At 50.2% G+C, this 19,310-nt stretch carries 17 protein-coding genes; 11 read left to right on the forward strand and 6 right to left on the reverse strand.

The window, feature by feature from the left end; all coding sequences use genetic code 11:
- Window positions 1–237: 237 nt before the first annotated feature.
- On the reverse strand, window positions 238–639 hold the full coding sequence (locus tag ACYVH9_RS14230) for a hypothetical protein (protein WP_460637023.1): 402 nt from the start codon (window positions 637–639) through the stop codon (window positions 238–240).
- A gap of 210 nt (window positions 640–849) precedes the next feature.
- Between ACYVH9_RS14230 and ACYVH9_RS14235 the strand changes: the two genes are divergently transcribed.
- The 4 genes from ACYVH9_RS14235 to ACYVH9_RS14250 all read left to right on the forward strand — a co-directional run bounded on the left by ACYVH9_RS14235 (window position 850) and on the right by ACYVH9_RS14250 (window position 5,309).
- Entirely contained in the window at window positions 850–1,743 is an 894-nt protein-coding gene (locus ACYVH9_RS14235; RefSeq protein ID WP_460637024.1) for a LysR substrate-binding domain-containing protein, read from the forward strand.
- A 210-nt stretch (window positions 1,744–1,953) separates the two neighbouring features.
- Window positions 1,954–3,105: an acyltransferase family protein gene (locus ACYVH9_RS14240; protein ID WP_460637025.1), complete on the forward strand. Its 1,152-nt coding sequence runs from the start codon at window positions 1,954–1,956 to the stop codon at window positions 3,103–3,105.
- A gap of 114 nt (window positions 3,106–3,219) precedes the next feature.
- Window positions 3,220–3,630, forward strand: a complete 411-nt coding sequence (locus ACYVH9_RS14245; RefSeq protein WP_460637026.1) for a hypothetical protein — start codon at window positions 3,220–3,222, stop codon at window positions 3,628–3,630.
- Between the two features lie 392 nt (window positions 3,631–4,022).
- Window positions 4,023–5,309 (forward strand): citrate synthase, encoded by a 1,287-nt coding sequence (locus tag ACYVH9_RS14250; RefSeq protein ID WP_460637027.1) that lies wholly within the window; start codon window positions 4,023–4,025, stop codon window positions 5,307–5,309.
- A gap of 170 nt (window positions 5,310–5,479) precedes the next feature.
- Here the strand turns inward: ACYVH9_RS14250 and recA are convergent, their stop codons facing one another.
- Window positions 5,480–6,550: a recombinase RecA gene (gene recA, locus ACYVH9_RS14255; RefSeq protein ID WP_460637028.1), complete on the reverse strand. Its 1,071-nt coding sequence runs from the start codon at window positions 6,548–6,550 to the stop codon at window positions 5,480–5,482.
- Window positions 6,551–6,860: 310 nt separating this feature from the next.
- Between recA and ACYVH9_RS14260 the strand changes: the two genes are divergently transcribed.
- The 3 genes from ACYVH9_RS14260 to ACYVH9_RS14270 all read left to right on the forward strand — a co-directional run bounded on the left by ACYVH9_RS14260 (window position 6,861) and on the right by ACYVH9_RS14270 (window position 9,792).
- Window positions 6,861–7,823 carry a hypothetical protein gene (locus ACYVH9_RS14260; RefSeq protein WP_460637029.1) on the forward strand — a complete coding sequence of 321 codons (963 nt, stop codon included), beginning with the start codon at window positions 6,861–6,863 and terminating at the stop codon, window positions 7,821–7,823.
- An 18-nt stretch (window positions 7,824–7,841) separates the two neighbouring features.
- On the forward strand, window positions 7,842–8,885 hold the full coding sequence (locus ACYVH9_RS14265; protein ID WP_460637030.1) for an aminopeptidase: 1,044 nt from the start codon (window positions 7,842–7,844) through the stop codon (window positions 8,883–8,885).
- A 103-nt stretch (window positions 8,886–8,988) separates the two neighbouring features.
- On the forward strand, window positions 8,989–9,792 hold the full coding sequence (locus ACYVH9_RS14270; RefSeq protein WP_460637031.1) for a DUF3108 domain-containing protein: 804 nt from the start codon (window positions 8,989–8,991) through the stop codon (window positions 9,790–9,792).
- On the opposite strand, the gene ACYVH9_RS14275 is transcribed toward ACYVH9_RS14270, so the two are convergent.
- From ACYVH9_RS14275 to dnaA, 3 genes are all read right to left on the reverse strand, one after another.
- A complete protein-coding gene (locus ACYVH9_RS14275; protein WP_460637032.1) occupies window positions 9,772–10,770 on the reverse strand; it encodes a hypothetical protein in 999 nt (332 codons plus the stop codon). The genes ACYVH9_RS14270 and ACYVH9_RS14275 overlap by 21 nt on opposite strands.
- A complete protein-coding gene (locus ACYVH9_RS14280) occupies window positions 10,767–11,726 on the reverse strand; it encodes a GNAT family N-acetyltransferase (RefSeq protein ID WP_460637033.1) in 960 nt (319 codons plus the stop codon). Before ACYVH9_RS14280 ends, ACYVH9_RS14275 begins: the two co-directional genes overlap by 4 nt.
- Before the next feature lie 93 nt (window positions 11,727–11,819).
- Window positions 11,820–13,229 carry a chromosomal replication initiator protein DnaA gene (gene dnaA / locus ACYVH9_RS14285; protein ID WP_460637595.1) on the reverse strand — a complete coding sequence of 470 codons (1,410 nt, stop codon included), beginning with the start codon at window positions 13,227–13,229 and terminating at the stop codon, window positions 11,820–11,822.
- A 377-nt stretch (window positions 13,230–13,606) separates the two neighbouring features.
- Between dnaA and ACYVH9_RS14290 the strand changes: the two genes are divergently transcribed.
- Entirely contained in the window at window positions 13,607–14,971 is a 1,365-nt protein-coding gene (locus tag ACYVH9_RS14290) for a methylmalonyl-CoA mutase family protein (RefSeq protein WP_460637034.1), read from the forward strand.
- Between the two features lie 20 nt (window positions 14,972–14,991).
- The gene (gene scpA, locus ACYVH9_RS14295) at window positions 14,992–17,151 is read left to right on the forward strand and encodes a methylmalonyl-CoA mutase (RefSeq protein ID WP_460637035.1); all 2,160 of its coding nucleotides are present in this window, start codon (window positions 14,992–14,994) and stop codon (window positions 17,149–17,151) included.
- A gap of 102 nt (window positions 17,152–17,253) precedes the next feature.
- On the opposite strand, the gene ACYVH9_RS14300 is transcribed toward scpA, so the two are convergent.
- Window positions 17,254–17,697 carry a WapI family immunity protein gene (locus tag ACYVH9_RS14300; RefSeq protein WP_460637036.1) on the reverse strand — a complete coding sequence of 148 codons (444 nt, stop codon included), beginning with the start codon at window positions 17,695–17,697 and terminating at the stop codon, window positions 17,254–17,256.
- Window positions 17,698–18,088: 391 nt separating this feature from the next.
- Here ACYVH9_RS14300 and ACYVH9_RS14305 point away from each other — a divergent pair, with 391 nt between their 5' ends.
- The gene (locus ACYVH9_RS14305) at window positions 18,089–18,466 is read left to right on the forward strand and encodes a response regulator (RefSeq protein ID WP_460637037.1); all 378 of its coding nucleotides are present in this window, start codon (window positions 18,089–18,091) and stop codon (window positions 18,464–18,466) included.
- A gap of 77 nt (window positions 18,467–18,543) precedes the next feature.
- Complete coding sequence (locus ACYVH9_RS14310; protein WP_460637038.1) at window positions 18,544–19,305, forward strand: MBL fold metallo-hydrolase; 762 nt, start codon at window positions 18,544–18,546, stop codon at window positions 19,303–19,305.
- Window positions 19,306–19,310: the final 5 nt, after the last annotated feature.

The following is a 19,310-nucleotide window of genomic DNA, read 5'->3' on the forward strand; positions in this document are numbered from 1 at the left end:
GCGGAGACGAACAAAGGTACGCAGAGTCACTGCTTAAGTCCGCAACTCGCTGCGTATCTCTGCGAAATAACTTTTCGGAACCCACGGATTGTTGCGTGAATCGATCCAGTTTCTTTTTACAGAAGCGCCCTGATCTGACTCAGACGCATGGACAGTTTCAACGTTTTATTGGCACACTAGGTAAATGAGGAAAACAAGCGTCATCCGAAGAACAATCAATCCCGTTCTACGGCTCTGTCATTTAGTTAACCTGTACGAGATAAAAAATACAACCAATATGCTGGCAAAGCCACCCAGAAACAGAAGGATAAATTTCAAAATGTTTTTCTTGATTTGTGCCGGAGTCTGATCTGCCTCCATTGAATGACCTAATATTTCTTTATGTATCTTTTTGAAAATCAGATTATACATAAAAAACATACCAATACCCAGTAAAAATTTACTGATCAAGGGAACCTCTACCAATTGCAAATTATCAGCGGTATATAAGACAACCAGTAAAGAAAGCACAGCAATAAAATAGGGAAAATATACATAGCGCAAGCCTTCATCAACTTCGCCAATCGATGGTGGACTTCTTCGTGTTTTTTTCAAAAAATAATAATACCCAATTCGAACATCGCTTAAGAAATCTCTCATTGCCTCCTTGTTTTCAATCTATTCAACCCTTAAAAGTAAAAACAAAAACGGATGATCAGTATTGATCCGATCACGGTAAAAAGCCAGTCTTTGTAGCCCCCGGCTTGCTCTGAAGAATTAGAGCATGTTTGATTCATACGATACGACTTGTATCCATATTCACCGCATTCCGGTTACCTTTGGTTATCAAATAGCGTAACTACTGTACTTATGGATGATTTCCGGTTGAGAGTTTTTTACAGCGTCGCCCGCCATCGGAGTTTCACGAAAGCATCGGCCGAACTGTTCATCACCCAGCCTGCCGTAACCAAGCACATCAAGGCACTCGAAGACCTGCTTGATCTGCGGCTGTTCGACCGGAAAGGCAATACCATCGTGCTGACCCCCCCCGGCGAGGTTCTGTTTCGCTACGCGGGTCAGATATTCGATCTTTATCAGGAAGCGCTCTTTGAGCTAAATACATTCAAAAACCAGCAAAAGGGCAGCTTACGGCTCGGGGCCAGCACCACCATTGCCCAATACCTGATTTCTCCGCTATTGGCATCGTATTACGAACGGTTTCCGACTATTCAGCTCAGTCTGCTAACCGGTAACACGGAAATGATTGAACATGCCGTCTCGGCCAAAGAAATTGATCTGGGCATTGTGGAAGGGAAAAAACACCATGCCGGGTTAAAGTACCACGATTTTCTGAAAGACGAGCTGGTGGCCGTCGTGCATACCCAAAGCCGTTACAGCCGCCTGAAAGAAATCACCGTGGAAGAACTCAGCAACCTCCCCCTGGTGCTGCGTGAACGCGGTTCGGGAACCCTTGAGGTACTGGAAGCGGCCTTGCAGGCACGGGGCATCCGGCCTGCAAACTTAAATGTGGTGATGCACCTGGGCAGCTCAGAAAGTATCAAATCGTTTCTGGAGCACGCCAATTGCCTCTCAATTCTATCGTCGCGGGCCATCGAGAAAGAAGTTCGAAATGGCCAGCTCAAAGTTGTCGCTATCAAGGACTTCCGGCTTCCCCGCACGTTTAGTTTCGTTCATTTACAAGGCTCGCCCGAAGGAATGGCAACCGGATTCATGACCTTTGCCCGCCGGTATTACCAGCAATAACCCTCCCTGTGAGCACACAACAACTTTCTACTAATCAACCATTTACAATTTAACCATTTATTCTATGTTACTATTTTGAGCTTACATCATCTTAATAGTGACTATTTATAAGTAATTTCACTTAGTTTTTCGACCCTCGTTACCAGCCTCCCACGTGGTACGAAAAGCCGTGGTCGTTCACTAAAAACGTGTTGTAAATTGGTATGATTCATGCTCGTTCGTTCCACTTCTTTTCCTAAAACCCTCGCTTCCATTCAGGCTTTACGGGCCAGTGCGGCCCTACTCGTTACCTTGTTTCATCTATACATCAAAATGGGACAGGTCAATATTTCGCCTTCTTTTTTCCGGTATTTCAACGCTGGTTTTGGTGGTGTTGACCTTTTTTTTGTGATCAGCGGTTTTGTTATTACCCACACCAACGTATCTAAAATAGCCACACCCCGGCAATGGCTACCATATTTCAAAAAACGGCTGATTCGGATTTATGCCATTTACTGGCTGGTTTTTCTGCTGGCCAGTGCCGGGCTGCTCGGGTTGTACGCCTTTGCACCTTCACTGCCATGGATCACGTATTCTTTCGAACCGGTCACCGTCCTGAAAGCTCTTTTTCTGGTTCCGGCGCACGAAAGTATCTTGCCGGTCACCTGGACACTGAGCTACGAACTCTACTTTTACATTCTATTCGGCCTGATGATCCTGTCGCGATTCCTGCTGATTATTCCCGCGCTGGTAGTAGCGGCAACGATCCTGAGCGGAGTAGCTCGCTGGACCGGGCTGGTTGTTTTTCCCGAATTTCCATTCCACGATTTCCTGTTCAGCCCGTTCAATCTAGAGTTTTGCTTCGGTGTAGTGGGGTATCTGGCCCTGCGACGATATCAGTTTAGCATACCGTCCTTCCTGACAGGTATCGCCTTGCTCGTATTCTTCCTGGCGGGCAATTTCATTGACCCGGCAGCCACTTGGGCGCGTATCGGAGGGCTGGGTTTACCCGCCACCGTTCTTTTGCTAAGCCTGGTTAATCGGGAGCTATCCGGTCGTTTTCAGTGCCCTGATTGGATCGTTAAACTGGGCGATGCATCGTATCTGTTGTACCTGATTCACATTCCCGTCATCATGGTCGTTACCCACATTCTGTTGATGCAAAACCGTCCCGAACTCGTTGTTTTGATCAATGGGTTTGTGCTGGTCGGGATGGGTTGGTTTAGCTGGCAGCTGCACCGCTGGGTCGAAAAACCGTTGCTCAACTGGATTTATGGGCACCGGGGCCGGATTTTCGGTTTTAGTTACCGGGCTACGGGTCTTGATCGATCTCGGGTCAGCGTGGCGAAGCAAGCCGCCGACCGCGAGATGATTCCGCACTGACGGTTTTGCACATCACAGGCTACATTTTTACCTAAAAGCCTCTTTTGAGGCTTTTTTTATTGACAAAATCTTGCGAAGATTGGTTGTATCTTTTCAACTACTTTTTGTTTTCGAATGCGTAACAACCTGTTTTATTATCTCGTCTTGCTGATCCTGACCGTAGTGGATGCGTGGCTTCTCGCCCACCCGAACCTGATCGGCCAGCTCGGCATCTTCTGGTACGACTACGACTATCTGGAAACGCTTCCCCGGGCGATGGCCACGGTTGGCGCTACGGTTTTGGTGGCTTTGCTGATCAGTTTGTTTATCCGCCTGGTCCTGAAGGGGCCTTTAGCGGTTTTTCTATCCATCGCTTTGCTGGTAGCCTGCCTTTTCGTTGTGTTTCAGACCTATATGCGGTTCAACAGCGGCACCTACCAATTTACTGGTTCGGGCTTTAAAACCGGGGCTATTTTGCTACCGGTAATTCTGGCTCTCGTTTTTGGAAAAACGTCCTACGATGTACTCACAACCCGACGTAGCTGATTGGGATTGTCGTGACCCGCTGCCGTATCCGTAGAACTACAGCCGCCCAGCTTATGAATTTATACGGATGATCCGAATGCGTTTCGGGGAAGTCGTCTGATTTATCGGGCTGGTTGGCTTTAAAGGGGTTGTATGGTTAAATTATGTCCGCAACTAATGCATTTCATTTTGGGTTAAACAAGTAGATTTTGGATTATCTATGCGTTTTTACCAAAGTAATCATGTGTCATTACTAGTTTTTGGCTAATTTCGCCGACACATCCGCCGTTGCGGGGAGTTGTCTGGCGTGGTCTGTCGCTGCTTAAGAATCGCTCGACCCTTGTGTTGCAGTAGACACGCCAACCCATATTATTCCAATTTACCATAACCGATTTACTCTACCCCAAATACGTATGTCAAACACTGCCGAATTATCTGTCGATGGTAAATCCTACCAATTTCCAATTGTTGTTGGTAGCGAACAAGAAAAAGCCATTGACATTTCCAATCTCCGCGACCAGACAGGTTACGTTACATTAGACAGAGGATACAAAAATACCGGTGCTACCCAAAGTGCTATCACGTTTCTTGATGGCGAGGAAGGCATTCTGCATTACCGGGGTTATTCGATTGAAGATCTGGCCGAAAAAGCCAGCTTTCTGGAAGTAGCTTATCTGCTGATTTACGGCGAACTGCCTACGCAAGAAGAATATACGGCATTTGAAGACAGAATCCGGCGTCATACCATGGTCAATGAGGATATGCGCAAGATTTTTGAAGGCTTCCCGAACAATGCGCATCCGATGGGCGTACTGTCGTCGCTGGTAAGTGCCTTGAGCGCTTTCTACCCGGATTCGTATGACGAAAAAGCACCGGATCAGACGGACCTGCACATCATTCGTTTGCTGGCCAAATTGCCAACCATTGCCACTTGGTCGTACAAGAAATCACAGGGGCATCCGGTCAACTATCCTAAAAACCAGCTCGACTATTGCTCAAATTTCCTGCAAATGATGTTTGCCCTGCCGGTGGAAGACTATCAGGTTGATCCGGTCGTTTCCAGTGCACTGAACAAACTGCTGATCCTGCACGCTGACCATGAGCAAAACTGCTCAACCTCAACGGTTCGATTGGTCGGCTCATCGCGGGCCAATATCTATTCGTCGATTTCGGCAGGTATCAATGCACTCTGGGGGCCGCTGCACGGTGGTGCCAACCAGGAGGTCATTGAAATGCTGGAAGAAATCAAAGCCAACGGGGGCGATGTGGCCAAGTATGTCGATATGGCGAAGAATGCTAAAAAAACCGGTTTCCGGCTCTTCGGCTTCGGACACCGGGTTTACAAAAACTTCGACCCGCGCGCAAAAATTATTAAGAAAGCCGCTGACGACGTTCTGAGCAAACTTGGCGTTAAAGACCCGGTTCTGGAAATTGCGAAGGGGCTGGAAGAGGCCGCCCTAAACGACGAGTATTTCGTATCACGCAAACTGTATCCGAACGTCGATTTTTATTCGGGCATCATCTACCGCGCGCTCGGTATCCCGACCAACATGTTTACGGTTATGTTTGCCATTGGCCGTCTGCCGGGCTGGATTGCCCAGTGGAAAGAAATGCGCGAGCAGAAAGAACCCATTGGGCGGCCCCGCCAGATTTACACGGGTGCCACGCTACGGGAGTTCAAAGCCATCGCAGATCGCTAAGCAATCACAATTTTACACAGTACAAAAGCCCCGGTTTCATATCGGGGCTTTTTCATTTTATACTACTATAAAAAGAGGTGGCCAGCAACAGCCAACCACCTCTTCATTTGTCAAACAATAATTAAAACACTCCGCTTCAATTTCTCCAAAGCAACGCACTGCGGAAACGCTTAATCGAGTGTATCGTCACCGTCTTCAGAACCGCCCACCGGATCAATCAGTGCATCTTCATTACTGTTGACTTGTGCCCGGATTTTCGCTTCTAACTCGGCCATTAATTCGGGGTTATCGAGCAACAGGTTTTTAACCGCATCGCGGCCCTGCGACAGCCGATTCCCATCGTACGAAAACCAGGAACCCGATTTTTTAACGATTTCCAACTCAACGGCCAGATCAAGTATTTCGCCTACTTTCGAAACGCCCTGACCGTACATAATATCAAACTCAATTACTTTGAAGGGAGCGGCTAATTTGTTCTTAACCACTTTTACTTTCGTCCGGTTCCCCAGAATCTCATCCCCTTCCTTGATTTGCCCGATCCGGCGAATGTCCAGACGAACCGAAGAGTAAAATTTCAGTGCGTTACCACCCGTGGTTGTTTCGGGGTTCCCAAACATAACGCCAATTTTTTCGCGGAGCTGGTTGATAAAGATACAGCAGCAACCGGTTTTGTTGATAACGCCGGTCAGTTTCCGCAAGGCCTGCGACATCAACCGTGCCTGCAGCCCCATTTTGCTCTCGCCCATGTCGCCTTCCAGTTCAGCTTTTGGAACTAGGGCGGCTACGGAGTCAATGACGATGATGTCGATCGCTCCGGAGCTGATCAGATGCTCGGCAATTTCAAGCGCCTGTTCACCATTATCAGGCTGAGAGATTAATAAATTTTTAGTATCGATTCCTAGCTTCTCGGCATAGACGCGGTCGAAGGCGTGTTCGGCGTCAATAAAAGCCGCCAGACCGCCGTTTTTCTGTGCTTCGGCGATGCAATGCATCGTCAGCGTAGTTTTCCCTGACGATTCCGGCCCGTAAATTTCAACGACCCGCCCACGCGGAACACCACCGATTCCCAGCGCCAGGTCCAACCCCAGCGAACCCGTCGAAATAACCGGAACATCCACAACTTTGCTTTCGCTCAGCCGCATAACGGTTCCTTTTCCGTAGGCTTTATCCAATTTCTCGATGGTCGTTTGCAGGGCTTTCAGTTTGCTGTCATTAGCCGTACTAGCAGGTGCTTGTGCCATGTGATGTGTTTACGCAAAAAATGATTTTTTCAGTATGTTTAACCTTATAAAGTTAGCATATTTCAGCCAAATCTGCAAGGATACGTTGTAAAATAATCAATAATACATGAATCGTATCCCCCCGATCAGAAGCCCCCTAAAGATGCCACACTTTAAACAGTACAATAAATCAGCCGGGCCGATTCGGCCAAAAACTGTAATAGTTATATTCTATTTATATTTTATTTCTCACACAAATTACGCCCAACTTAATAACCGGCCATTCGAGCAGCGGTTTCAATTTGATAGCCTCCAGACGCTTCGATTGCGATTGAGCAGTTTGGGTTTTGCCAAGAACAACGAATACTTTGGCCCTATCGCCGACGGCTATACGCTCTTCGGTTATCAGCTCAATCCGCGCCTGGTTTACCGTCCTTCTTCGCAGGTGGGGCTGGAAGCGGGCGTCTTTTTTCAGATGAATTTTGGGCAGGAACGCGTGGCCCGCATCGCTCCGACATTTACCCTGACCTTTCGGCAAAAAAGCTGGAACTACCTGTTTGGGACGCTGGAAGGGGCCGTAAGTCACCGCCTGATCGAGCCGCTGTATAATTTCGAGCGGTTATTGCGGCAACGACTTGAAAATGGGCTACAGATCAGCCACCTAACCGACCGAACGTTCTTTGATTCCTGGGTAAGTTATCTGCAAAATACACTGCCTGGATACACGCGCCAGGAACATTTCTGGGGTGGCATCTCCTTTGAGCATCAATTCGGTCGTCGAACGGGAAGCTCCTGGGCGCTTTCGATCCCGCTGCAACTCACGGTTTTTCACGCGGGCGGGCAAAACATCCTTAGTCCGCTTCCGGTCCGGACGGCTCTGAATGCTACCGGTAGCCTGAGCCTGACCTGGCAGAATCCGGTTTCCGGCGTTTTTCGCTCCGTCCGGCTGGACACTTACGTGGTTGGCTATACCGAGAACGCGGACAAACGGTATTCGGGCGGGGCTTTGTATCCCAACCTGAGTGTTACGTTAAAGCCCTTGACGGTTTTGTTTAGCTATTGGAACGGCAACAACTACCGGGCAGAACTGGGCGGAGATCTGTACCAGAGCTACACGCGACGGTTGAACAGCACTCACCACGAACGCCATCGGCAGGTATTCATTGCCCGGTTTTTAAAAGACATTCCGATTACGAACAAGCTATCGGTTCTGCTCCGGTTTGAACCGCATTTTGACCTCAGAAACAGGCTATTTGAACACGCTGAAGGCATCTATATCAACTTCTTACACTAAAGTCTGTTACCTTTGTGTATGCTTCGAAAAATTCTGTTGGCGCTTCTGGGAGTCTGTCTTTTACTGGGTATCTGGTACCACGAACTGCTCAGCTACGGCTGGATGCAGGCGAAGGGACAATTCCGAATTTTATGGAACACCCGACCCGTCGCCGAGGTGCTGGCAGATGGCTCTTTCCCAGACTCGCTGAAGCGCAAAATTGAACTTATACAGGAAATCAAACGTTATTCCGTTGATTCACTGGGCATTAATCCTTCCGAGAATTACACGACCTTTTACGATCAGCACGGAAAACCGATTCTGTGGGTGGTAGTGGCCTCGGAAAAATATCAGCTCATGGCCAAAGAATGGAAGTTTCCGGTCATCGGCACGTTTGCCTACAAAGGTTTTTTTGAAAACGACCGGGCAACGCAGGAGCAGACAAACCTGAAACAACAGGGTTACGATACGCGTTTAAATGAAGTATCGGCCTGGTCGACCTTAGGATTTTTCCGCGATCCGATTCTATCGTCGATGTTGAAACGGTCAGAAGGCCAACTGGCTGAATTGATCATTCACGAGTTGACGCACGGCACGTTGTTTGTAAAGGATAACCTGGAATACAATGAAAACCTGGCCGATTTCGTCGGTGAATACGGGGCGCTGAAGTTTCTGACCCAGAAGTATGGCGCCGACTCACCGGCCGCGCAGGAATACCTGAGTTCAAAGCAATACGGCGAAAAATACGACGAGCACGTTTTGCGCGGGACTCGTAAATTGGATAGCTTGTACGCTACTTACAACCCTCAAACGCCCGAACGGGTCAAAGAGGAGAAGAAGTGGCAACTCATCGACGAGATCGTTGAAACCGTTGATACGCTGGAAACCAAACCGGCTGCGGGAACACCGGTTACGAAAAAGCGTCGATTTAACAAGCAGAATTTACCCAATAACGCGTATTTCGTGGGGTACAAAACGTACCGGCAGCAACAAAATAGTTTCCGGCGCGAGTTTGAAGAAAAATTCAATAGTGATTTTAACGCGTATCTGACCTATCTGAAAGAGACGTATCCGTCGCTTTAAAATTCCATGACGGTTAAATCATCTTTTTTGCCGGTTCATACGTTTATAGTACGAAATACCTATCTCTAAACTTGAAATTTGCGAGGCCAAGGGTCAAGCGCTTATGAAAAAAGTCATTGCCATCCTATCCATCCTAACCACCGCTGCCCTGTCGCAGGTAGCGTTGAAACCGGACAATGCGTACCGCCGGGTCAATAACACCAGCTTCGGGGTAGGCGAACATCTGGAATACAAGGTCCACTACGGTATTTTCAACGCTGCGGAAGCCACAGTCGACGTTGCACCAACGGTGTATAAGGTCAACGAACGACCCTGCTACCGGGTGAATATTTACGGCCGGACGGTGGGTGCATTTGATCTGATTACCCGCATTCGGAATACCTGGCGGTCGTACATTGATACGACGGCGATTTTACCCCAGAAGTTTTTTCTTCACATTGAAGAGGGCAACCACCGCAAGGAAGAAAACGTCACCTTCAACCACTTTGCCAATACCGTTCAGGCGGAAGAACGTACCGAAAAAGACGTGTTCAAAGTGCCCGATAACGTCCACGACGTGATCAGTGGTTATTACTACTTGCGCACCATTGATTTCAACCGCGTGGGCGTTGGTCAGACCATCGAAGTTCCGGCCTTTTTCGACGATAAAGTTTATAACATGAAGGTCCGATACCGGGGCCGGGAGGTGGTCAAAACCAAATTCGGTCACATCAATGCTCTTAAACTCAACCCGGTGTTGCCCGAAAACAAACTTTTCAAAGGGGAAGACGCCATCAAAATCTGGGTATCGGACGACGCCAATAAAATCCCGGTCAAGGTGGAGGTAGAATTGTGGGTAGGTGCGATGGAAATGGACCTGAAAAGCCACGCTGGCCTTCGCAATGAACTACGTTTTTTTAAGCGCTGAAACGATTTTCTGGGCGTATCCAATGAACCACGGTAAGCGGTTGTAGGAAATCTCCGAGTACGGTTTTTCATCGGCTCCAAAGCTCCGGTAATACGCCTTGACCGATTCGGCCCCGATTGCCGGACTTTCGAAATCGAACGCCATCGGTTTGCCGGCAAACTCCTCAATCAACCGATTGATCATCCACAGGCGGGCCTGCTGCTTGCGTCCGGCCACAGATGCTCCGTTGAACAGGTAAATGATACGGTTCTGATCAATCACAAACAAGCCACCGGCCTCTGCCGTTGTTCCGCCGGGTTTATAAGCCAGCCAGATCCGCGCCAATCTGCGTTGCACCAACTGATCCACCGCCTGAGCAAACCGGTCGTAAATGGTTAAATCCAGTTCAATGCCACCCACGGCCTTTTCTTCATTATGCTGTCGATGCAGGTGAATCAACGGCCGAACATCCGGATTTTCTTCCACGACCCAGCCCGTATTCCGCGCCCGATTCAGGTTACTTTTCCGATCCGTCGCATACTGATTGAACAGCGCTTCATACGGTTTATCCAAAGGCAAAACATGGTTTATGCGCTTTATAACCGAAAAATCCGTCGGAAACCGAAGCTCGCTCTCGTTTTTCTCGTTGAACCGGTACGAAATCACCCAGCTGAACGTACGCATCAACTGCCCGAAAAAAGCTGCCGAAACGGTACTCAGGTCCAGGCCTGGACGGCTGAAAATCCCTGACTGCTGGCAGAAGTCAGGTTGATAAACGTACCGAATGCCCCACTTTTTCTTGTAAACGACGGGCATAACGGCCACGTATTTCCCTTGCTCCTCGGCAACAATACCACCCCAGTGCGGAGCCCGCTCACCCGTAGTCAGCGCATCCAGGTACCAGGAAAAAGCGTAGAGTACTGATTGGGAGGAAGCGGCAACACACTCGTCCCAACGATCCGCATCAAGCCTGGAACGGTCGAGAAAACGAATCATCATCGGGCCAGAAGCGTTTGGTGCAACCACGTTTTCAAGCGGTGCAAAAACCGCACCGATCCCGGCAATTGATTGCTCACCAGTCGGGCATACAGTTCGGGTTTGGCCCCAAAGCTCCGGTTAAACGAAGCCAGATTCTCCACTTCTGGGCTTTCAAAATCAAACCACAGAGGCTGCCCGGCATAGTCCCGAATAAACTGATCCAGGATAACGGTCCGGGCGTTTCCTTTTCGCCCTTCCGGACTGGCAGAGCAGAACAGGTGAATGACCCGGTTTACATCCGTTAGCAACACACAACCGGCTTCGATACGCCCGTTTTTCAGCGCCACTCGAATTCGAATCTGCTGCCGATTCTGCAAAACCGCAACCAGTTGCCGAAGCTGATCGTAAGCCTGAGGAGCCACCCGCCCAATTCCGGCAATGTTGTGCTGCTGAAACTGGTGAATCAAAGGTCCAACATCCTCCGTTTCGGCAAACGCCCAGTTTTGCTGCAACCCCCGTTTCAGGTTCGTTTTTCGGTCTTTGGAATATCCTGCATACAGCAGTTCGTACGGTTTTTCCAGCGCCAGCACGTGATTGGTCATTGGCACCAACCGTCCCAGAGCCGGATTCAGCTCCGCCGAATTGGCAGCATTAAACTGGTACGAAGGGAGATAGCGAACGTGTTGGTGGATTGCCGTCAAAAACCGGGTTAACACCGTGGCATCGGGTGTCTGGTCGGCAGAAAACACGCCTAATTGATGGCAAAAAAGGGGTTGAATAACGGTTTTGACGCCATATCGCCGTCGAATAGGCAACGGCATGACGCAGGCATAATCGCCTTCTACCAGCAACGCCCAATCCGGCGACACCACATCCAGGTACCAGGAAAAAGCGTAAATCAACCGCTGCGGAGAACGCGCAATGCAGCGGTCGTAGGCCATATCATCAATCTGGTGTCGGGCAAGGTAGCGAACCAAGGTGGTGACGGTTTTTGGTATTGGGTTGATGGTGAGCTGCCGCAGGAAATAAAAATGAAGTGTCAGTCTACCGAATACCGTAAACTAGAAACGCTATTTCAACGTGCTATTCAGTTTATCAACGGTTTCGCGGATTTGCGGGTTGGTGCTGACCAGATCACTGATGGTCTGGATGGCGTGAATAACCGTGCTATGATCACGGCCCCCGAAATGATACCCAATGGATTTCAACGACAACTCCGTCTGTTCTTTTGCGAGAAACATGGCAATCTGCCGCGGAAAAACCGCTTCTTTTTTCCGGCTTTTGCTTTTCAGATCGGCGACGGTAATCTTGAAATGATCAGCCACCACATCCTGAACGGTATCGATGGTAACTTCTTTTTCCGAATCGATTACGATGTTGCGGAGCGTGTTCCGCGCCAGATCGAGGTCAATTTCGCGCCGGTTGAGGGAAGCCTGTGCCATCAGGGACACAATGACACCTTCCAGTTCCCGAACGTTTGTATTAATGCTATGAGCCAGGTACTCAATCACATTGTGTTCAATAAAAATACCTTCCGACTGGAGTTTTTTCTGAATAATCGCCGTCCGCGTTTCCAGATCCGGCTGTTGCAGATCCGCCGTCAGCCCCTGCTTGAAGCGCGATTGAAGCCGGTCCTGCATCCCCTGCAAATCCCGGGGGGCCCGGTCGGACGTCATAATAATCTGCTTCTTGGCGCCGTGCAGGTGATTAAAAATGTGGAAAAATGTTTCCTGCGTTTTCTCTTTTCCCGCCCAGAACTGGACATCATCAATGATCAGGACGTCCACCTGCATGTAAAAGCTCATGAAGTCCCGCAGCGAATCCGTCCGGATGGCGTTGATAAACTGGTTCGTAAACTTCTCCGATGAGACGTACAGAACAAACTTATCCTGGTTGGTATTTTTGATGTAGTTGCCCACTGCCTGCACCAGGTGCGTTTTGCCCAGCCCGACTCCCCCGTAAATCATCAGTGGATTAAACGCCGTGGTGCCCGGGTTCTGCGCAATGGCAAAGCCCGCCGAGCGGCCGAGCCGGTTGCAATCGCCTTCGATAAAATTGTCGAATGTATACGCCGGATTCAGGTACGAATCAAGTTGCAGCGAATCGAGATCTTTCATCTCGAACGGACTCTTCAGAATATCGGCATCCACATTATCGGGCTTGGCCGTCAGGGGCGACTTCGTCGTTGGCACATTAACCGTCAACGGTTTGCTTCCCTCATCGCCTTTGTCCACGATAATTGAATATTGCAACTGACCGTGGTGACCAATGGCAAAGTTGAGCGCTTTCCGAAGCAGGTGCACGTAGTTTTCTTCTAACCATTCGTAAAAGAACTGGCTAGGTACCTGAATGGTCAGTTCGCTACCGTTCAGGCGCAGTGGAACAATCGGCTCGAACCAGGTCCGAAAACTCTGGTCGGGAATGTTCTCCTGAATAACCTGAAGGCAACGGTTCCAAACCGTTACTGCTTCTCGCTGTATGCCGGACACGGGTACGCTCACTGTTACATTTTGCCAATTCAAAAGCTGATTATCCATCAACAATCAGCCCGGTGGGTGAAAAAGGGAGACAAAAGTAGGAAAAAAATCAGAGCCGACAAGCCTCCCCGCCAAACTCTGAAAGGATAAAAATAAGGGCATTTTTTTTGACGGTCAATACAGTAACATAGATTATCAAAATAATGCAACCCAACCACCAACAACCGGGCTTCCAGCTGTGGCTTTACCCCGAAAAGACCTAACTTTGAAAAAAACGTTCTGTAATTCGTAGCGGCATACGGACCAGCAAGTCGGCAAAGTTCCAGTCTTTTTCCGGCTCGTTGGTTAGCGTACCGCTACCGCCAGCCAACGTCAATTGTATGGACGACCTTGATCTATTATCCTCATTTGCAGCGGCTTCAAAAGCACAGTGGATGCAACAGGTACGTAATGACCTGAAAGGCAAACCCGTTGAATCGTTGAATCGACGGATGCCGGACGGTTTTGAAACCGGGCCTTTTTACACCGCCGAAGACCTCGATCAACACGTTTTAGCCAGGGACCAACTGCCGCCCGGCCGGTTGCCAGGTTGGCTGACTGTGCCGGAAGTCGTGTTTCATTCGGAAACCGTCACCAATACCGTTCTCCGCGCGGAACTGGCGAAAGGGGCCGATGGCCTGCTGCTGACAATTCATCCGGCGAACCGGCACGAAATCGATTGGAAACGCTTGCTGAACGGTTTGAAACTGAGTGATACGCCGGTCTGGTTTCGGCTCGACAACCAATCGGCGGAACTCACAAAAGCACTGACAGAATTTCTCCCTTATCAACTAAAAGGCGGCCTGATTGACGATTCCATCAACCGCTTTTTCCAGACCAGAACGGTTTCGGGCGATGCGCTGAACCAACTTGCCCAGGCTACGCAACAGACCCTCGACTCGCCCCAATTCCGGACATTGACGGTGGAAAGCCACAGTTTTCATAACGCAGGTGCTACCGCTACCCAGGAATTGGCCTTTGTCCTGGGCGCTCTGGTGGATGTATACGATTTTCTGACCGAAACCGGTTTGTCGCTGGAGCAACTGATCCCCAAAACCGCTTTATCGATTTCCGTCGGCACGGACTATTTCACCGAAATCGCCAAACTCCGCGCCTTCCGTATGCTTTGGCAGCGACTGCTCACCTTCTACCAGACGCCGGCAATTGGTCACCAGCCCCCCTTTATTCACGCGCAAACGTCGACGTTTTACGACAGCACGGCGACGCCTTATACCAATTTACTCCGGGCCACCACCGAAGCCATGGCGGCCGTCATTGGCGGTTGTGATGCGCTGACCGTGCACCCCTACGATGCGGTTTTTGCCGATCCCGATGAATTTTCGCGCCGGATCGCCCGCAACGTTTCCATTCTGCTCAAGGAAGAGGCCTATCTGGACAAGACGATTGATCCGGCAGCGGGTTCTTATTACCTCGAAACCCTGACGGCGCAACTGACCGAATCGGCCTGGAAGCTGTTTCTGGAGGTCGAACAAATGGGCGGTTTGCGCAACGCGTTCTCGCACGGTTTTGTACAGAACGAAATTGAAAAAGCCTACGGGGCCAAAGTCGAAGCGATCCAAAACGGACGGGTTCTGGTGGGGGTGACAAAATTTCGGACGGAGGCAGAGGCAACACCCGTCAGCCGGGACCTTCCGAAAACCGCTACGGTTTTACCGAGCCGACGATTAGCCCAGGCGTTTGAATAATCTTTGACTTTCGAAACGGTATGCGCCCTGATTTCACCCATTTCCCTCCATCCATCCACCCCGCCGAAGCGACCGGCCCCGCGTTCCCTACCCCGCGCGCCCTCCCCTTTTCCACCGCCGAAGGCATCAAACTGAAACCACAGTACGATTCCACCGATATTGCCCGGGCCCAGCACCTCGGATCGGTTGCTGGCATTCCGCCGTTTCTGCGCGGACCTTACAGCAGCATGTACGCAACGCAACCGTGGACCATCCGCCAGTACGCCGGTTTTTCGACCGCCGAAGAATCCAACGCCTTTTACCGCCGGAACCTGGCCGCCGGACAGAAGGGGCTTTCCGTCGCCTTTGATCTGGCCACGCACCGGGGTTACGACTCCGATCACCCGCGCGTGGTGGGCGATGTTGGGAAAGCGGGCGTAGCGATCGATACCGTCGAGGATATGAAGATTCTATTCGACCAGATTCCGCTCGATCAGATGTCGGTGTCGATGACCATGAACGGGGCCGTCATTCCGATTATGGCGTTTTACATCGTGGCCGCCGAAGAGCAGGGCGTCGCCCCTGAGAAACTGGCCGGGACGATCCAGAACGACATTCTAAAAGAGTTCATGGTGCGGAATACCTACATTTACCCCCCCGAGCCGTCGATGCGGATTGTTGGCGATATTTTTGCGTACACGAGCCGCTATATGCCCAAGTTCAATTCGATCAGCATCAGCGGCTATCACATGCACGAAGCAGGAGCCCCCGCCCACCTGGAGCTGGCCTATACCCTGGCCGACGGACTGGAATACATTCGAACAGGTCTGAAAGCTGGTATTAATATCGATGCGTTTGCCCCTCGCCTGTCGTTTTTCTGGGGTATTGGCATGAACCATTTCATGGAGATTGCCAAAATGCGGGCCGCCCGGGTTTTGTGGGCGGCCCTGGTCCAGCAGTTTGCCCCCCAAAATCCGAAATCGCTGGCGCTCCGAACCCACTGCCAGACCAGCGGTTATAGCCTGACCGAGCAGGACCCGTTCAACAACGTCGCCCGGACGTGTGTGGAAGCGCTGGCGGCCGTGTTGGGACATACCCAATCGCTGCATACCAATTCGCTGGACGAAGCCATCGCGTTGCCTACCGACTTTTCGGCCCGAATCGCCCGGAATACCCAGCTGTATCTTCAACACGAAACCGACATCACTGCCGTGGTCGATCCCTGGGGCGGTTCCTACTACGTTGAATACCTGACGGATCAGTTGATTCAAAAAGCCTGGGCATTGATCCAGGAAGTCGAAAAGCTGGGCGGAATGACCAAAGCCATCGAAACCGGTTTGCCCAAACTCCGGATTGAGGAAGCAGCCGCCCGCAAGCAAGCCCGCATTGATGCAGGCAAGGATGTGATTGTGGGCGTTAACAAATACCAACCCGAATCAGAGAAAGAGCTGGACTTGCGGGAAGTAGACAACCAGGCCGTGCGGGAAGCACAGCTGAACCGACTCAATGAAGTAAAGACTAAAAGAGATTCCGGGAAAGTGGAAGCCGCCCTGACCGCCCTTTTTGAAGCAGCCCATTCGAACCGCCGGGCCAGTACCAACCTGCTCGCACTGGCCATTGAAGCCGCCCGACACCGGGCCACTTTAGGAGAAATCTCGTACGCTATGGAAAAAGCATTTGGCCGCCATAAAGCCACTATTCGGGCCATATCCGGTGTCTACTCGGCGGAGGTATCCGATGACGAAAACTTCCGGCTGGCCCGCCAGCTGGCCGACCGGTTTGCCGAACTGGAAGGAAGACGCCCCCGCATGCTGGTGGCAAAAATGGGACAGGATGGCCACGACCGGGGAGCCAAGGTCATTGCTACCAGTTTTGCCGACCTGGGTTTCGACGTCGATATGGGACCTTTATTTCAGACCCCGGAAGAAGTAGCCCGACAAGCCGCCGAAAACGACGTGCACATCGTCGGTGTGTCGAGCCTGGCAGCGGGCCACAAGACATTGGTTCCTCAACTCATTGAAGAGCTGAAAAAAATTGATCGCGATGACATTCTGGTGATTACTGGTGGTGTGATTCCCGCGCAGGACTATCAGTTTCTGTATGATGCTGGCGTTAAAGGGATTTTCGGACCGGGGACGGTTATTTCGGTGGCTGCACAGAAAATTTTAAAGGAACTGATGCCGGAACTGGACAACCACTGATTCATCGCTTCCGGCGGGTAGTTCGCAGCTCAAAAACCGGTGATGATCCGGTTTTTGAGCTGTAATTAAGTACGTTTTAGCTGGAGTTCCGGAACGCAGGACTTACCGATCCCGTACGGGAAACCGGCACAATTGGCCCTCCAGATCCGTAATTGCCCGCTCCAGTTCATCGTTGCTGGGGCTTACCGACAACCAGAACGGTTTTGTGCTGTCCTGGTACCAATCCGGTGCAGCCTCCTGATCAAGCTTGATCCCAAACGAATACTTGCTTGTATCCGTTGGCGAATTGCTAAACCCCAGGCACGGTTCTACAAACGACAAACGCGGAGATAGCTGTCGTTGAGCCACCACCGAACGCATCCATTTAATCAGGAGATCGATTTCCCAAGTCGATAGCATGGGGGCCGTTGTGGTATGCTCCTTATTTTTATAGCGGGTTTTCAGACTGATCAGCAACCAGTTACGGTCCATGAAATACTGCGAATCGCTGTATTCATAGTCCAATATATCTAATTCGAACGAAGACTCAGGGCCAGTTAATTTCATGGGTTAGAGGATTAATCAGCCTGCGTCTAACAGACTGTCGTAAGCATCGGAAATCGTGAAGAGTAGTTTAGCGCGCGGCAGCTATGGCAAATGAAAGCGGAGTTTATCAGAAGAATCTGGTCTTCAGCGCCTTATTCGATAACCTTTGAAAGTCTACCAATTTGTCAACTTCGTTGAGCATAGTAAAAGTACAAAATTGACTGGATTTTATATTAATTTCTGCTTAAAAAATTTGACAGACACCAGAATAACTGGCAGTGGGCCTTTTAACTCAGAAAATAAATTAAACCGGGGCTGTATACGAACATTTTTTTTGTGTTAATGGAATAGTCGTTAATTTCACCTGTCCAAATACTTGTGAAGATACCGTTCACCACAATCCATTGACTTTATGTCTACCAAACGAGTACTGATTGCCGAAGATAGCTCCGTTATCCAAAACCTTGCCCGGAAGATTCTTGAGTTTCAGAATTACGACATCACCTCCGTTAAAAATGGCGAACAGGTTTTGCAGATTCTGGAAAAAGAAGATTTTAGCATCATTTTGCTGGACATCAACATGCCGGTGATGGACGGCATGGAGTGCGTACGCCGGGTGCGGGCCCTCTCCGACAAAGAGAAAGCTAACATTCCCGTCGTTGCCATTACCGGCAATGCCAAAAACTACACGGAAGAAGAGTTTAAAACCGCTGGCTTCAACGATGTTCTGGTAAAACCGCTGAACTTCGACCGGCTGGTTGAGGTTGTGAACCAGCTCACGGACAAATAAAATAAGGAGAAAAGGAGGAAGGAGGAAAGCAAGAACGTTTCGTCTTTCCTCCTTTTCTCCTTTCTGCTTTCCTCCTTATGATCGTTACGTTACTCGGAACAGGAACGTCCTCCGGTGTGCCGTTGATTGGTTGTACGTGCGCGGTTTGTCGTTCCATCGACTTCCGCGATAAACGCTTACGCACGTCCGTTCATCTCGACATCGACGGAAGAAGTTTTGTGATCGACACCGGCCCCGACTTCCGGCAGCAGATGTTGCGCACAGGCATCCGGCGGCTGGATGCAGTCCTGTTTACGCACGAACATAAAGACCATACGGCCGGACTTGATGAAGTGCGGGCCTATAATTTTCTTCAGGGAGCTGATATTCCCATTTACGGGCATCCGCGGGTTTTACACCAGCTCCAGACCGAATTCGCGTATATTTTCGCCGAAAAAAAGTACCCTGGCATTCCGCGCATCCAGCTTCACGAAATTGGCAACGAATCGTTTGAGATAGAAGGTATTCCGTTCACGCCCATTGATGTACTGCACCACCGCCTGCCGGTTTTTGGTTACCGTATTCATAACTTCACCTACCTGACCGACCTCAACTATATTTCGGACGAAGAGCTGGAAAAGGTATACGGTACCGAAGTGCTGATTCTAGATGCCCTGCAAATTGAACCGCATCTCTCCCATTTCACGCTCGACCAGGCACTGGCGCTGGTGGAACGCATTCGGCCCCAGCAGACTTTTTTTACGCACATGAGCCACAAAATTGGGCTGCACCGGGAAGTGGAGAAACGGTTTCCCGCATCCATTCGGTTGGGCTACGACGGTCTGAAAATTGAAGTTTGAAGAAG

This window comes from Larkinella harenae (genome assembly GCF_054780515.1).

What these genes read in the sequence shown, in the direction of transcription:
- ACYVH9_RS14250 (WP_460637027.1), top strand. Translation starts at nt 4,023, where the DNA reads ATGTCAAACACTGCCGAATTATCTGTCGATGGTAAATCCTACCAATTT.
- ACYVH9_RS14305 (WP_460637037.1), top strand. Translation starts at nt 18,089, where the DNA reads ATGTCTACCAAACGAGTACTGATTGCCGAAGATAGCTCCGTTATCCAA.
- ACYVH9_RS14235 (WP_460637024.1), top strand. Translation starts at nt 850, where the DNA reads ATGGATGATTTCCGGTTGAGAGTTTTTTACAGCGTCGCCCGCCATCGG.
- ACYVH9_RS14270 (WP_460637031.1), top strand. Translation starts at nt 8,989, where the DNA reads ATGAAAAAAGTCATTGCCATCCTATCCATCCTAACCACCGCTGCCCTG.
- ACYVH9_RS14300 (WP_460637036.1), bottom strand. Translation starts at nt 17,697, where the DNA reads ATGAAATTAACTGGCCCTGAGTCTTCGTTCGAATTAGATATATTGGAC.
- recA (WP_460637028.1), bottom strand. Translation starts at nt 6,550, where the DNA reads ATGGCACAAGCACCTGCTAGTACGGCTAATGACAGCAAACTGAAAGCC.
- scpA (WP_460637035.1), top strand. Translation starts at nt 14,992, where the DNA reads ATGCGCCCTGATTTCACCCATTTCCCTCCATCCATCCACCCCGCCGAA.
- ACYVH9_RS14265 (WP_460637030.1), top strand. Translation starts at nt 7,842, where the DNA reads ATGCTTCGAAAAATTCTGTTGGCGCTTCTGGGAGTCTGTCTTTTACTG.
- ACYVH9_RS14275 (WP_460637032.1), bottom strand. Translation starts at nt 10,770, where the DNA reads ATGATGATTCGTTTTCTCGACCGTTCCAGGCTTGATGCGGATCGTTGG.
- ACYVH9_RS14240 (WP_460637025.1), top strand. Translation starts at nt 1,954, where the DNA reads ATGCTCGTTCGTTCCACTTCTTTTCCTAAAACCCTCGCTTCCATTCAG.
- ACYVH9_RS14290 (WP_460637034.1), top strand. Translation starts at nt 13,607, where the DNA reads ATGGACGACCTTGATCTATTATCCTCATTTGCAGCGGCTTCAAAAGCA.
- ACYVH9_RS14310 (WP_460637038.1), top strand. Translation starts at nt 18,544, where the DNA reads ATGATCGTTACGTTACTCGGAACAGGAACGTCCTCCGGTGTGCCGTTG.
- ACYVH9_RS14230 (WP_460637023.1), bottom strand. Translation starts at nt 639, where the DNA reads ATGAGAGATTTCTTAAGCGATGTTCGAATTGGGTATTATTATTTTTTG.
- ACYVH9_RS14245 (WP_460637026.1), top strand. Translation starts at nt 3,220, where the DNA reads ATGCGTAACAACCTGTTTTATTATCTCGTCTTGCTGATCCTGACCGTA.